Source organism: Paraburkholderia sp. BL10I2N1, from assembly GCF_004361815.1.
Classification (GTDB): Bacteria; Pseudomonadota; Gammaproteobacteria; order Burkholderiales; family Burkholderiaceae; genus Paraburkholderia.
On record NZ_SNWA01000002.1, the window covers coordinates 3,081,738 to 3,094,967 of the forward strand.

The 13,230-nt window shown below is 63.2% G+C and carries 14 protein-coding genes; 13 read left to right on the forward strand and 1 reads right to left on the reverse strand.

Translation table 11 applies throughout. From position 1 onward, the window contains the following. The first annotated feature begins 87 nt into the window (after positions 1 to 87). The 13 genes from B0G77_RS36270 (at position 88) to B0G77_RS36330 (ending at position 12,131) form a co-directional block, all read left to right on the forward strand. Positions 88 to 483: a nuclear transport factor 2 family protein gene (locus B0G77_RS36270; protein ID WP_133666566.1), complete on the forward strand. Its 396-nt coding sequence runs from the start codon at positions 88 to 90 to the stop codon at positions 481 to 483. A 351-nt stretch (positions 484 to 834) separates the two neighbouring features. Beyond that, complete coding sequence (locus B0G77_RS36275) at positions 835 to 1,800, forward strand: LysR family transcriptional regulator (RefSeq protein WP_133666567.1); 966 nt, start codon at positions 835 to 837, stop codon at positions 1,798 to 1,800. Between the two features lie 163 nt (positions 1,801 to 1,963). Next, the gene (locus tag B0G77_RS36280; protein WP_133666568.1) at positions 1,964 to 2,455 is read left to right on the forward strand and encodes a hydroxyquinol 1,2-dioxygenase; all 492 of its coding nucleotides are present in this window, start codon (positions 1,964 to 1,966) and stop codon (positions 2,453 to 2,455) included. Between the two features lie 37 nt (positions 2,456 to 2,492). Further along, a complete protein-coding gene (locus tag B0G77_RS36285) occupies positions 2,493 to 3,488 on the forward strand; it encodes a hydroxyquinol 1,2-dioxygenase (protein WP_133666569.1) in 996 nt (331 codons plus the stop codon). A 105-nt stretch (positions 3,489 to 3,593) separates the two neighbouring features. Further along, positions 3,594 to 5,057: an aldehyde dehydrogenase family protein gene (locus B0G77_RS36290; protein ID WP_133666570.1), complete on the forward strand. Its 1,464-nt coding sequence runs from the start codon at positions 3,594 to 3,596 to the stop codon at positions 5,055 to 5,057. Between the two features lie 6 nt (positions 5,058 to 5,063). Next, positions 5,064 to 6,122 (forward strand): maleylacetate reductase, encoded by a 1,059-nt coding sequence (locus B0G77_RS36295; protein WP_133666571.1) that lies wholly within the window; start codon positions 5,064 to 5,066, stop codon positions 6,120 to 6,122. Between the two features lie 39 nt (positions 6,123 to 6,161). Next, positions 6,162 to 7,463: an ABC transporter substrate-binding protein gene (locus B0G77_RS36300; protein WP_133666572.1), complete on the forward strand. Its 1,302-nt coding sequence runs from the start codon at positions 6,162 to 6,164 to the stop codon at positions 7,461 to 7,463. Positions 7,464 to 7,483: 20 nt separating this feature from the next. After that, positions 7,484 to 8,206, forward strand: a complete 723-nt coding sequence (locus tag B0G77_RS36305) for an ABC transporter ATP-binding protein (protein ID WP_133666573.1) — start codon at positions 7,484 to 7,486, stop codon at positions 8,204 to 8,206. Between the two features lie 2 nt (positions 8,207 to 8,208). After that, positions 8,209 to 8,916 carry an ABC transporter ATP-binding protein gene (locus B0G77_RS36310; RefSeq protein WP_133666574.1) on the forward strand — a complete coding sequence of 236 codons (708 nt, stop codon included), beginning with the start codon at positions 8,209 to 8,211 and terminating at the stop codon, positions 8,914 to 8,916. Next, a complete protein-coding gene (locus tag B0G77_RS36315) occupies positions 8,913 to 9,779 on the forward strand; it encodes a branched-chain amino acid ABC transporter permease (RefSeq protein ID WP_133666575.1) in 867 nt (288 codons plus the stop codon). The genes B0G77_RS36310 and B0G77_RS36315 overlap by 4 nt, the downstream gene beginning before the upstream one ends. A gap of 10 nt (positions 9,780 to 9,789) precedes the next feature. Next, the gene (locus tag B0G77_RS36320; protein WP_133666576.1) at positions 9,790 to 10,881 is read left to right on the forward strand and encodes a branched-chain amino acid ABC transporter permease; all 1,092 of its coding nucleotides are present in this window, start codon (positions 9,790 to 9,792) and stop codon (positions 10,879 to 10,881) included. An 8-nt stretch (positions 10,882 to 10,889) separates the two neighbouring features. After that, complete coding sequence (locus tag B0G77_RS36325; protein WP_133666577.1) at positions 10,890 to 11,753, forward strand: intradiol ring-cleavage dioxygenase; 864 nt, start codon at positions 10,890 to 10,892, stop codon at positions 11,751 to 11,753. A 9-nt stretch (positions 11,754 to 11,762) separates the two neighbouring features. Beyond that, on the forward strand, positions 11,763 to 12,131 hold the full coding sequence (locus B0G77_RS36330; protein WP_133666578.1) for a Rieske 2Fe-2S domain-containing protein: 369 nt from the start codon (positions 11,763 to 11,765) through the stop codon (positions 12,129 to 12,131). 1 nt (position 12,132) lies between these two features. Here the strand turns inward: B0G77_RS36330 and B0G77_RS36335 are convergent, their stop codons facing one another. Continuing rightward, entirely contained in the window at positions 12,133 to 13,215 is a 1,083-nt protein-coding gene (locus tag B0G77_RS36335) for an MBL fold metallo-hydrolase (protein WP_208116577.1), read from the reverse strand. Between the last annotated feature and the right edge of the window lie 15 nt (positions 13,216 to 13,230).

Here is a 13,230-nt window from a genome sequence, read left to right on the forward strand (position 1 = left end):
AACTCGACGTGAACTGCCTTTAGCCGTTGGGCATCATCAGTGCTGCCGACCATCCCTGGCGAACGAATCCATCAACAGGAGACAACCATGGCGTTGACCACGCAAACCATGACCGACGAGCAGAGAAAATCGGTCGCCATCGAGTATCTGAAGGCCTTCGACAACGGCGGCGTCACATCGGCAGGAGGCAGCATCCTCGACCTCTTCGCTGACGACGCGCAGGTGTTCTTCCCCAAGTGGGGACTGGCGAACGGGAAGGATCAGATCGGCAAGCTGTTCACCGACGTCGGCGGCACATTGAAGTCGATCGTTCACCACTATGCGCATTTCAACTGGGTGTTCTCAGGGAGCGATACTGTGATATGCGAAGGGACGAGTCACGGCGAGCATCGCGACTGGAAGATCCAGCGCGTCTATATCTACCTGGACCCCGACTATGCGGGCCGCGATACCGCCCGCTATCCGTGGCTCAATCAGGACTAGCGAGCGCAGGCCTGGTGCCCGGGCGCGCGCCCTTCAGGTGGAAAGCTCATGCAGCTTGGGCATGCCTTCGCGCAGCCATTCGAACATGGACCACTCGGTATCCTTCGGCGCCTCGGGTGCGACGCCGAGCTTGCGTATGGAGTCTTGCCGCTCGGATAAAAGCCTGCACGCCTCGCCTGGGTATTTCTGGCCGGTTGCCTGCGAGGTTTGATAAAAACCTCACGAGGTCCCATGACAAGCCGTTAAGTTTTCATTTAATACGTGACGCCGCGGACGGCAACGCCGAGCGAAACAAATTACACTTGAGTCCATCAGATCAGGCCGCGACCACAGTGGCCCCCAGGAGACAGGATGGACCTGTTCATATCGATGGAGGCCTTCGTGCGGGCTGCCGAGGCTCAGAGCTTTGCGAGCGCCGCGCGCCAGCTGGGCGTCGCCAAATCCGTCGTGACCTCGCGCGTGAAGCAGCTCGAAGAGCACTTCGGCGTGCCGCTTTTTCACCGTTCCACGCGGGCGGTGCGCCTGTCTGAACTCGGGGAGACGTACTACCGCGAATGCGCCGAACTGGTCACCAGGGTCCATGATCTATCGGGGCGTTCGCGCGGCGAGGCCGATTCGCTATCCGGTACGCTCAACGTCCATGTATTGCCGGGCTTTGCGCTCGGGCATTTTTCGCAGACGCTTATCGAATTTCGCGCAGCGTACCCGCGCGTCGAGTTCGTGGTCACCGTCAACGACAGGGTCATCGATCCCGTTCAGGAAGGCTTCGATCTTGCGCTGCAGATCTACCCACCGGCGTCGAACCTGCTCGTCGAACGAAGGCTCTTTCCCGTGCGTGGCGTGCTGTGCGCCGCGCCCGGCTACCTGAAGGAAGAGCCTGTGATCGAGACGCCGCTCGACCTGCTGCGGCACGACTTCGCGCGTTATTCCTACTACCCTTGGGGCGACAAGTGGCCGTTGATGAAGGGCAACGAGTGCTTCGAAATTGCCCTCAACCCGGTGCTCAAAACCAATAGCGTGCATCTGCTGCTCGAGTTCGCGCGAGCCGGCGCGGGCGTCGTCTATCTGCCGACGATGGTCGCCGCTGCCGATCTGCTCGAGCGGCGTCTGGAGCGTGTCCTGCCGGACTACGCCGCACCGCCGCTGTGGCTCTCCGCTGTCTATCCGGCGTCGCATCGCTCGACGACCAAGGTCAAGGCGTTCGTCGATTTCCTGCGCGCCCGTTATCTGCGCGAGCCGCAATGGGACAAGGCGCTCGGCATCGCGCCGCCCGACGACGAGACAAAGAGCGTAGGCGAGGAACTGGCCGAGGATTGAGCCTGCGCAGGCCTGACTGAGACGCCCACCACGTAGTTTCCCTGGCGGGTTTTTGACGCACTCATCGTTCGCGAATCCCGACCCTCAGATCATTGCCGTCAGACCCGTTGCCACCTAATCTTCAATGCAGGCAAAACGCATTTACAGATTAACGGAGGCAGACATGCAACAGACCTGGTTCGGCAGCCTGGACAATTTCCGCAAGGGCTCCATCGAAATCATCAAGGGCAAGCCGGAGCATTACGCGATGTCGAACGTGTTCGAAGTCGCGAGCCGCGCAGAGCCCTGGCAGAAAATCGTCGTCGGCAAGAATCTCAAGTACGTGATCGAGACGCTGCGCGCGGAAGGTTCGTCGCCGTGGTTTGGGGCGTCGCACGACGAATTCGCAGTCGTGCTCGACGGCGAGATCGACGTGCACTTCATCAAGCCCTCGGATGGCCCGCTCGTCGATGCGCAGACGGAAGGCACGGTGCGTCTCGAAGGCCAACCTTCAGGGCAGTCGATGGGCTATGTGCGGCTGCGTCGCGGCCACCAGGCGCTCTTGCCCGCAGGCGCTGCGTACCGTTTCGAAGCGGTGAAGAAAGGTGTGGTGCTCGTGCAAACGATCCTCGGACGCTGCTCGGTCGAGAGGTGGGCCGACATCTGCATCCAGTGACCCTCCCTACACGATCGATCAACACATGGAGTCAATCATGGACAAAGTAACCGGGCTGCAAAACGTCACCGCAAGCGAACCCGATCAGGCCTCCGGCTATCGCGTATTCAGGCTGGGCGACTTCGAATTCAGCCGCGACGCCTATTTCGCCACGATCAAGTGGCCCGCGAATGGTCAGACGCGTTCGCATCAGATGCACGCCGACGACTTCCTGCGCGCGATGATGCGCGACGTCGCATGGGGCTTCTTCTACGGCTGGGTCAATTTCGACGAAGTGATCGGCACGCGCAATCACTACGGCAAGGTCGACATGTACGCCGGTGCGTACAACGCGAGCTTCAAGGAAGCGGGCGTCGACCACACGCAGCAGTTCGATACGCCGGTCATCATGGCGACCTTCAAGGCGATCCTGAAGGACTGGGTCAACGAAGGCTTCGATCCGTTCGCCGCGCCCGAAGAGACGGGCTCTGCATTCGGCACGAAGCATGGCGACAACATCGCGGCGATCGAGCGCACCCGCATTGCGACGAAGCGCATGCCCGGTCTCGAAGGCGATTCGCCGTTGCGCGACGATCTACCGGTCAACCGCCAGTTCGCGGACGTCGTGCAGGACGAGCCGGAGATTCACGCAGAGCCCGGTTTCGAGAAGGCGCTGCATGCGTTCAGCCTGTTCAAGTACCTGTCGCGTTCCGATGTGACATGGAATCCGTCGGTGACGTCGGTCTGCCAGCAGAGCCTGTTTTGCCCGACCACGGAAGAGTTCGTGCTGCCGATCTTTCACGGCAACGACCGCGTCGAGTGGTTCCTGCAACTGTCCGACCAGATCATCTGGGACGTCGCCGACAAGGATAGCGGCGAGCCGCGCGCGCGCATCACGATGAACGCGGGCGATATCGCCGCGATGCCCGCCGACATCCGCCACAAGGGCTACTCGCAGAAGCGTTCGATGCTGCTGGTGTGGGAGAACGCAACGCCCGATCTGCCGAAGCGTTACGAAAGCGGCGAACTGCCGCCGTACCCGATCCAGATGTAACTTCCCGGCATCCTCCGATCGTCGATCGAACGGCTCCAGACCGCTGGCGTCGCGGGGGATGTCGCGTCCGGGCTTCCAGCCAGGTCTCACTCGTGCAGGACTGACATGCAAACGCAACTCTTCATCGGCGGCCGCTTCGTGCCGGCTGCAAACGGCGAAACGCTCGCCACCCTGAATCCGCATGACAACTCGGTGATCGCAGACGTTGCGATAGCCGGCCCCGCCGATGTCGACCGCGCCGTCGTGGCTGCGAAGGCAGCATTTCCGAAGTGGAGCAAGCTCGCCGCGATGGAGCGGGGCCGTCTGCTCCTGAAACTGGCCGACGTCATCGAGGCGAACGCCGATGCGCTCGCCCGGCTCGAATCGCTCGACACCGGCCATCCGATCCGTGACACACGTAATCTGGATGTGCCGCGCACGGCGGCCACGTTCCGCTATTTCGGCGGCATGGCAGACAAGTTCGAAGGCTCGGTGATTCCGGTCGAGCAGGGCTTTCTGAACTATCTGACGCGTGAGCCGGTCGGGATCGTCGGGCAGGTGGTGCCGTGGAATTTCCCGCTGATGTTCACAAGCTGGAAGATGGCCCCGGCGCTCGCCGCAGGCAACTGCGTGATCATGAAGCCCGCCGAACTCACGCCGCTGTCGAGTCTCGCGATTGCCGAACTGATGGCGGAAGTCGGGTTTCCCGAAGGGGTCGTCAATATCCTGCCGGGTCTGGGTCACGTGGCGGGCCAGTACATCGCCGAGCATCCGGAGATCAGCAAGGTCGCGTTCACCGGTTCGACGGCGGTCGGCCGCAAAATCGTGCAGGCGTCGAGCGGCAACCTGAAGAAGGTGCAGCTCGAACTGGGCGGTAAAGGCGCGAACATCGTCTTCGGCGACGCCGATATCGATGCGGTCGTGCAAGGCTCTGCGTTCGCGATCTTCCACAACCAGGGGCAGGCGTGCATCGCGGGCTCGCGGATGATCGTGCATGAATCCATCGCCGACGAAGTGCTGGAGAAGTTCGCTGCATTGAGCCGCACGATCCGGATCGGCGATCCGCTCGACCCGTTGACCGAAATGGGCCCGCTCACGTCGCGTCAGCATCGCGACCGCGTGCTGTCCTACGTGGACATCGCACGGGAGCAGGGCGGCAGCGTGCTGGCCGGCGGCAAGGCGCCCGATGCGGCGGCGCTGGCCAATGGCTGCTATGTCGAACCGACTATCGTCGCTGCGCAGCCTGAGCACCGGGTGTCGCAGGAAGAGGTGTTCGGCCCGTTCATGACGGTCACCACGTTCCGCACCGATGAGGAAGCCCTCGCGATCGCGAACGGCACCGAGTACGGTCTGGGCGCGGGTCTGTGGACGCGCGATCTGCAACGGGCACACCTGATTGCGCGTGAGATTCGCGCCGGCATGGTGTGGATCAACTGCTACAAGCGCGTGAGCCCCGCATCGCCGTTCGGCGGAGTCGGCGCGAGCGGCTATGGCCGGGAGATGGGCTTCGAAGCGATGCGCGAATACACACAGCCCAAGTCGGTCTGGGTCAATGTGGACGCGCAGATTTCCCCTTACTACCCGCGGTGAACCGTCATGCAACCCTTCGTCTACAACGGCCTGCCTTCGCGCGTGATCTTCGGTGCGGGCAGCCTCGCGCAACTGGGCCGCGAGATCGAACTGCTCGGCGCAACCCGCGCGCTCGTGCTGTCCACGCCGCAGCAGCGCGCCCAGGCCGAGGCGCTCGCCGGGCAGCTGGGTGAGCGCGCAGCGGGTCTGTTTGCCGAAGCCGTCATGCACGTGCCGGTCGAAACGGCGCGACAGGCGCGCGTTTTCGCGACCGAGGTCGGCGCCGATTGCGCGATTGCGATTGGCGGCGGATCGACCACGGGTCTCGGCAAGGCCATCGCACTCGAAACGTCGCTGCCGATCATTGCGATCCCGACGACTTACGCGGGCTCCGAGATGACGCCGATCTACGGGCTGACCGAAGGCGACGTGAAGAAGACCGGCCGAGACCTGCGCGTGTTGCCGAGGACGGTCATCTACGATCCCGCGCTCACAACATCGCTGCCGCCGGCGCTGTCGCTCACGAGTGGCATCAACGCCATCGCGCATGCGGCTGAAGGGCTGTACGCACAGGATGCGAACCCGATCGTGAGCCTGATGGCGGAGGAGGGCATCAGGGCGCTCGGAAATGGCTTGCCGCTCGTCATGGACGAGCCCGGCAACCTCGCCGCCCGCGCCGATTGCCTGTATGGCGCGTGGCTGTGCGGCGCGGTGCTCGGGAGCGTCGGCATGGCGTTGCACCACAAGCTGTGTCACACGCTGGGCGGTACCTTCAATCTGCCGCACGCGGAAACGCACACGATTGTATTGCCGCATGTGCTCGCGTATAACCGCGAGGCCGCGCCGGAAGCAATGAAGCGCATCGCGCGGGCTTTGCGAGCCGACGATGCCGCGCAAGGGGCCTTCGATCTCGCCCAAGACTACGGTGCGCCGACCGCGCTGAAAGACATCGGCCTCACGGCAACGGAACTGGACGTGGCGCTTAATCTCGCATTGAAGAACCCGTACTGGAACCCGCGGCCGGTCGAACCTGCACCGCTGCGAGCGTTGCTTGAAGCCGCATTCGAGGGGCGAAGGCCGACGTAGCCGCACGCATCAGCACATACATAAATACAGGAGACAACCATGGACGGACATTCCTTCGATGCCGGACGGCGCCGCTTCGTCACCGTCGCTGCGGGCGGCGCGCTTGCCGCGTCGACGTCGGTGCTGTCGCCGCTGGTATTCGGCGCAGGCACGCGCACGCTCAAGATCGGCTACGTATCCCCGCAAACAGGTCCACTGGCGCCGTTTGGCGAAGCTGATCGCTTCACGATCCAGCAGATGCAGACGGTGTTGAAGAACGGCATCGTCATCGGCGGCAAGCCGTATCCGGTATCGATCCTGGTGAAGGACAGCCAGTCGAATCCGAATCGCGCCGGTGAAGTCGCGAACGATCTGATCCTCAAGGACAAGGTCGACATCATGCTGGTGTCCGGCACGCCTGAAACGGCGAATCCCGTCAGCGACGTCTGCGAGCTGAACGAGATGCCGTGTGTGTCGACCGTGGTGCCGTGGCAGCCGTGGTTTTTCGGCAGAAAAGGTGATCCGAAGAAGGGTTTCCGTTTTACGTATCACTTCTTCTGGGGGCTGGAGGACGTGATCGCCGTCTACACCGGCATGTGGCAATCGGTGCAGACCAATCGCAGCGTGGGCGGCCTGTTTCCGAACGACGGCGACGGCAACGCATGGGGCGACGCGAAACTCGGTTTTCCTCCCGTGCTGGCGCAAAAGGGCTTTGCGTTGAAAGACCCTGGCCGCTTTCAGAGCATGACGCAGGACTTCTCCGCGCAGATTGCATCGTTCAGGCAGGCGAATGCGCAGATCGTGACCGGCGTGGTGATTCCGCCCGATGCGAAGAACTTCCTCGTGCAGGCGCATCAGCAAGGGTTGAAGCCCAAGGTGATCTCGATCGGCAAGGCACTGCTGTTTCCCACCTCGATCGAGGCGCTCGGCGATCTCGGCGACGGCCTTTCGACCGAAGTGTGGTGGTCGCCGTCGCATCCGTTCAAATCGTCGCTGACGGGCCAAAGCGCCCGGCAGGTCGCCGACGATTACGAGCGGGCCACATCAAAGCAATGGACCCAGCCAATCGGCTTCGCACACGCGCTGTTCGAAATCGCAGTCGATGCGTTGAAACGCGCGAAAGACGTCGACTCGAACGAAGCGATTCGCGACGCCGTGGCGTCGACGAAGCTCGATACGCTGGTCGGGCACGTGGCCTGGGGTAGCGGGCCGGTGAAGAACGTCGCGAAGACACCGCTTGTCGGTGGCCAGTGGCTCAAGGCACAGGGACCGGGGAAAAAGCATCCCTTCGATCTGACGATCGTCAACAACCAGCTTGAGCCTTCTGTGCCGCTTGGCGGCCCGCTCAAGCTGATCGCGTGACCTGTGCGTGGAGAACTGCGATGAGTGCTGTGCTGAAACTGACTGGCGTCTCGAAGCGTTACGGGGCGTTGCTGGTGACCGACGATATCAGCTTCGCCGTCGAACGGGGTGAGACGTACGGCATCCTCGGACCGAACGGCGCCGGCAAGACGACGCTGTTCAATCTCGTCAGCGGCGACGTGCGGCCCGATAAGGGCGGCGTCGAGTTCGACGGCGCCGACGTCCGGCACCTGCCGCCGCATCGCCGCTGCGCTGCTGGAATCGGCAGGTCGTATCAGGTGCCGCGCCCGTTCGGCGGCATGACGGTGTTCGAGAACCTGCTGGTCGGCGCGACCTTCGGCGGCCAGCTGACAGAACATGCCGCCTATGAGGTCTGCATCGACGTCCTCGAACGCACCGGCCTCAAGGCGCGCGCAAACCAGCTGGCGGGCACGCTTGGGCTGCTCGACCGCAAGCGCCTCGAACTGGCACGCGCACTCGCGACGCAGCCGCAACTGCTGTTGCTCGACGAGATCGCCGGCGGTTTGACCGAACCGGAGACACATGAACTCGTAGATGAAATTCGCAGCGTAAAGGAGCGCGGCGTGACGATCGTGTGGATCGAGCACGTCGTGCATGCCTTGCTCGCGGTGGCCGACCGGCTGCTCGTCATCAACTTCGGCAAGCGGCTCGCCGAAGGCCTGCCTGCCGCTGTGATGGACGATCCCGAGGTGCGGCGGGTCTATCTCGGACTGGAGGCATGACCATGTCGGCTCTTCTGGAGGCGCACGCTCTCACTGCGTTCTACGGTGATTTCCAGGCACTGTTCGGAATCGACGTGACGGTGGCGCAAGGCGAAGTGATTGCGCTGATCGGTTCGAATGGCGCGGGCAAATCGACCTTTCTGAAATCGGTGGCCGGGCTGCTGCGCTCGCGTGCCGGGCAGATTCTGTACCGCGGTGAGCCGCTTGGCGGGACGGCACCGGAGCATATCGTCGGCAAGGGCATTGCGCTCGTGCCGGAAGGCCGGCGGCTCTTCGCGAGCCTCACTGTCGAAGAAAACCTCCTGTTAGGCGCGTATAGCAAACGTCCGGGGCGATGGAACCTGCAAACCATCTATGCGTTGTTCCCGGCGTTGCGCGAGCGCCGCCATCATGCCGCCACTGCGCTCTCGGGTGGCCAGCAGCAGATGGTCGCGATCGGCCGCGCGTTGATGAGCAACCCGGACCTGCTGATGTGCGACGAGCTTTCGCTCGGCCTCGCGCCGGTCATCGTGCGCGAGATCTATGCGGCGTTGCCCGCCATTGTGGCCGACGGCATGAGCGCGATCGTGGTCGAGCAGGACGTGCAGCTCGCGCGCCGCGTGTCATCGCGTTTCTACTGCTTCCAGGAAGGGCGTGTGTCGCTGTCGGGCATATCGGCCGATGTCTCCGACGAGGCAATCACGCAGGCGTATTTTGGAGCTGTCGCATGAATACGGTCATCAATATCGTCGTGCAGGGCGTGCTGCTGGGGGCATTGTATGGGCTCTTTGCAATGGGGCAGTCGCTCGTATTCGGCGTGATGCGGCTCACCAATACCGCGCACGGCGACTTCATCGTGTTGCTGGTGTTCGTGCTGTTCGCCCTGACGGCGTTCGCTCATCTGCCGCTTGCCGTTGCGATCGTGTTGTTGCTCGTAATCGCGTTCGGCGCCGGCTACGCGGTGCAATACGCGATTTTGAACCGGGTTAGCAGCCGCGACCCGCTGCCTTCGCTGATCGTCACCTTCGGGCTGTCGATCGTGATCCAGAACGTGCTGCAGCAGGTGTTTTCCGCAGACCCGCGCTCGATTGCCACAGGCAGCTTCGAAGCGAAGAGCATCACCCTCGCGGGCGGCATCACGCTCGGCTATCTGCCGCTTGCCACACTCGCCGCAGCCGTGGCGCTCGCATTCGCGATGCAGTGGCTGTTCGGCAAAACGCCACTCGGCCGCGCCTTTCGCGCGACCTCGGACGACCGCGAGATCGTTCAGTTGATGGGCGTCTCGTACCGTCGCACCTATGCGCTGGCGATGGGTATCGCGTTCGTGCTGATCGCGGTGGCCGCCGCACTCTATTCGATGCGCACTGCCGTGTCCCCGACAGATGGACCTGCCTTGCTGTTGTATGCCTTCGAGGCGGTGATCATCGGTGGCATGGGCTCGTTCTGGGGAACGTTCGTCGGTGGCATGGCGCTCGGCATTGCGCAGCAGGCGGGCTTCTATTTCGACCCCGGCTGGGGCATCTGGCTTGGCCACGTGGTGTTTCTCTGCGTGCTGGTTGCCCGGCCGCAGGGCTTGTTGCCCAAAACCGCATAGAGGTGTCGACATGACCATGCATTTGAACCGACCCGCCTCATCTTTCGAAGTGCACCGTGCGACGCGCGCGAGCAGGGTGGCCGTGGCCGGATTGCTGATCGTCGCGCTGGCGGTTGCCAGCGCCCCCTGGTGGGCCGGGCGCGATGCGCTGCACGACTTCGTGCAACTCGCGTCGTATCTGGTTTTCGCAATGATGTGGAATCTGCTCGCCGGATACGGCGGCATGGTGTCGATCGGACAGCAGGCGTTCTTCGGCATCGGCGGCTATGGGATGCTGATACTCTCGAACTACGGCGGGGTGTCACCATTCGTCGCGGTGCCGCTTGCGGCAGTCGTCGCCACGGTGGTGGCGATCCCGGTGTCGCGGGTGGCGTTCCGTCTGGAAGGCGGATACTTCGCGATCGGGACATGGGTGATCGCAGAGGTGTTCCGCCTGACGGTGGCGAACGTATCGGTGCTGGGCGGAGGCTCAGGGACGAGTCTAACGGCGCTGCAGGACGTGCCGCGTGCGTTGCGGGAGTCGCTTACGCTGTGGCTCGCGCTTGCCATCGTCGCGGCGGCCATCGGTCTGGTGTATGTGTTTCTGCGCTCCAGAGCCGGCCTCGCGTTGACCGCCATGCGCGACAATGCCGTTGCCGCCAGCAGTCAGGGCGTCGATGTGAAGCGCGCGCGCCTCATCGTTTATCTGGTTTCTGCGTGCGGCGCGGCGCTGGCTGGCGGCCTGTACTTTCTCGGCAATCTGCGCATCTCGCCGGATGCCGCGTTCTCCGTGAACTGGACCGCGTTCGGCATCTTCATCGTGATGATCGGCGGTCTGGGTACGCTTGAAGGGCCGATTATCGGCGCACTGATTTTCTTTGTATTGAACCGGTTTCTGTCCGACTATGGCACCTGGTATCTGATCGGGCTCGGAGCGCTGGCTATCGTCGTGACGATGTTTTTTCCACAGGGTCTGTGGGGCTTTGTGTCGAGCCGCTTCGGTCTGCAATTGTTTCCGGTGGGCCGGCGCGTGGTGTTCGTTGACGCGGACCCGGCGCAGAAACGGTCAACCGGCGGCATGACGGATACCCTCGATACGCCGCAGGCCACCCACCGTGCATGAGGTGACAAATGAGCAGAGAGACAACCCATTCCATTACAGCCACCGTGCTCGATACGTTTTCGGAGTGCACCGACGCTCGCCTTAAGCAGATCATGACGGCGCTCGTGAAACACCTGCACGCGTTCGCGACCGAGGTCGAGCTGACCGGTGACGAATGGCGCCGCGGCATCGAGTTCCTGACCGCGACCGGCAACAAGTGCGTCGGCATACGCCAGGAATTCATCCTGCTCTCGGATACGCTAGGGCTGTCGACCCTGGTTGATGCGATCAATCACGGGCGCCCGGACGAATCCACCGAGACCAGCCTGCTCGGGCCATTTTATCGCGAAGGCGCGAAAGAGGAAGACTTCGGCGCGAACATCGCGCGCACCGACGGCGAACCGGCGCTGATTCGTGGACGCCTTGTCGACGAAGAGGGCAAAGCGGTGGCCGGCGCGTTGATCGAAGTGTGGGAGACCGCGAACAACGGCATGTACGAAGGCCAGGACCCCGACCAGCCGGAGAGCAATCTGCGCGGCAAATTCCGCTCGGGACCGAACGGCGAATACGCGTTTCGGACCATCAAGCCGACGAGCTATCCGATCCCGACCGATGGCCCTGTCGGGCAAATGCTCCTCGCAACCGGACGTCATCCGATGCGGCCTGCGCACGTGCACTTCCTGATCGAAGCGCCGGGGTACGAGACGCTGACCACGGCGCTTTTCTCCGCGGGCGATCCGTATGTCCAGTCGGATGCGGTGTTCGGCGTCAAGCCATCGCTCGTGGTCGACTACGTGCCGAACGACAATGCGGCGAGCGCAAAAGAGTGGGACTTGCCTGGCCCGTTCTTCGAAGTCGAGCGCGACTTCGTGCTCGTGCGGCAACGCTCCTGAGAGGCGGCCATGAATGCGGTGAGTCTCGAACAGCAGCCCGGCTATCTATGCGCGCTCGACGACATTCCTGACGGCGGCGCGCTCGAAATACCGCTCAGGCAGTTCAGCGGGCAGGCCGGCGGGCCGGGCATCGTCGTGCTGCGCCGCGGCGATGCCGCCTGGGCCTATCGCAACGTCTGCCCGCACTTTTCGATTCCGCTGAACTACGAGCCGAACACATTCTGGGCCTACGACGCCGAACTGCTGATGTGCGCGCATCACAGTGCGATGTTTCGCTTCGAGGACGGGATGTGCGTCGACGGGCCATGCGAGGGCTCGGCGCTGACGCCTGTCCCGATCCGGATCGAGCAGCGAAGGATCTTCGATATCACCGGCTAGCCTAAGCCTGCGGCCCTTCGCCGTGCACCACCGGTAGCCCTGTCTGTTGCCAGAGCAGCATGCCCCCTCGCAGGTTGGCGACACGCGGGAAGCCAGCCTGGCGCAGCATGACCGTCGCCTGGCCCGAACGCATCCCGGAGTGACACACGGGGACCACCGGCTGGTCGTTGGGAATTTCCGTCAGGCGGTTCTGGAGTTCGTTCAGTGGAATGAACAGCGCGCCGGGGATGCGGCCCAGCGGCTCATCCAGTTCCTCGCGCTGACGAACATCGAGCACGTGCACGTCGCCCAGATGCTCGGCAACCCACTCCGGTTCGATTTCGAGCAGTCCGGCATAGCTCTGCCGCACCGGCCCCCAGTCCGCCGGGCGAGGCACCTCGCCGTTCTCCGGTTTACCCGAACGCAGGTTGGCGGGGACTGCGACGTCGATTTTCTTGGGGTGCGGCAACTGCATGTTTTCCATGAAGCCGACAAAGTCGCGCTCATCGGCGTGGCCGCCGATGCGCGGGTTGTATGCCCGCTCCTCGGCGACGGACGATACGGTCCGGCCGGCATAGTCATGCCCCGGGAAGACGAGGCAGTCGTCGGGCAGGCTGAAGATCTGCGTCGTAATCGAGCGGTAGAGCATAGCCGCATTGCCTTGCTGGAAATCGCAGCGGCCGGCCCCGCGGATCAGCAGGGCGTCGCCGGTGAAGGCCATGCGCCGGTCGTGGGTGATGTAGGTGAGGCATCCGATGGTATGCCCAGGCGTGGCGACCACATCCAGGTGCATTTTCCCAAACGTCACCCGGTCGCCATGATCGAGCCGCAGGTCGGCGCCCTGCAACGCATCGCCGTAGCGTCCGGAGACGCCGATCCTGCATCCGGTGGCTTGCTGCATCAGCCAGGCGCCGGTGACATGGTCGGCGTGGCAATGCGTGTCGAGCGCGGCAGTCAGTTGCAGCCCGAGTTCCTCTACCAGCGCGCGGTCGCGGGCATGCTGTTCGAACACGGTGTCGATGATCACGGCCTGTCTGCTTTGCCGGTCGCCCAACAGGTAGGTATAGGTCGACGACGTTACGTCATACAGTTGTCGAAAGATCAGGTTGCCAAACATCAG

Bases quoted from the DNA above. Each gene is read 5' to 3' on its own strand.
- B0G77_RS36270 (WP_133666566.1), top strand. From the start codon at position 88: ATGGCGTTGACCACGCAAACCATGACCGACGAGCAGAGAAAATCGGTC.
- B0G77_RS36275 (WP_133666567.1), top strand. From the start codon at position 835: ATGGACCTGTTCATATCGATGGAGGCCTTCGTGCGGGCTGCCGAGGCT.
- B0G77_RS36280 (WP_133666568.1), top strand. From the start codon at position 1,964: ATGCAACAGACCTGGTTCGGCAGCCTGGACAATTTCCGCAAGGGCTCC.
- B0G77_RS36285 (WP_133666569.1), top strand. From the start codon at position 2,493: ATGGACAAAGTAACCGGGCTGCAAAACGTCACCGCAAGCGAACCCGAT.
- B0G77_RS36290 (WP_133666570.1), top strand. From the start codon at position 3,594: ATGCAAACGCAACTCTTCATCGGCGGCCGCTTCGTGCCGGCTGCAAAC.
- B0G77_RS36295 (WP_133666571.1), top strand. From the start codon at position 5,064: ATGCAACCCTTCGTCTACAACGGCCTGCCTTCGCGCGTGATCTTCGGT.
- B0G77_RS36300 (WP_133666572.1), top strand. From the start codon at position 6,162: ATGGACGGACATTCCTTCGATGCCGGACGGCGCCGCTTCGTCACCGTC.
- B0G77_RS36305 (WP_133666573.1), top strand. From the start codon at position 7,484: ATGAGTGCTGTGCTGAAACTGACTGGCGTCTCGAAGCGTTACGGGGCG.
- B0G77_RS36310 (WP_133666574.1), top strand. From the start codon at position 8,209: ATGTCGGCTCTTCTGGAGGCGCACGCTCTCACTGCGTTCTACGGTGAT.
- B0G77_RS36315 (WP_133666575.1), top strand. From the start codon at position 8,913: ATGAATACGGTCATCAATATCGTCGTGCAGGGCGTGCTGCTGGGGGCA.
- B0G77_RS36320 (WP_133666576.1), top strand. From the start codon at position 9,790: ATGACCATGCATTTGAACCGACCCGCCTCATCTTTCGAAGTGCACCGT.
- B0G77_RS36325 (WP_133666577.1), top strand. From the start codon at position 10,890: ATGAGCAGAGAGACAACCCATTCCATTACAGCCACCGTGCTCGATACG.
- B0G77_RS36330 (WP_133666578.1), top strand. From the start codon at position 11,763: ATGAATGCGGTGAGTCTCGAACAGCAGCCCGGCTATCTATGCGCGCTC.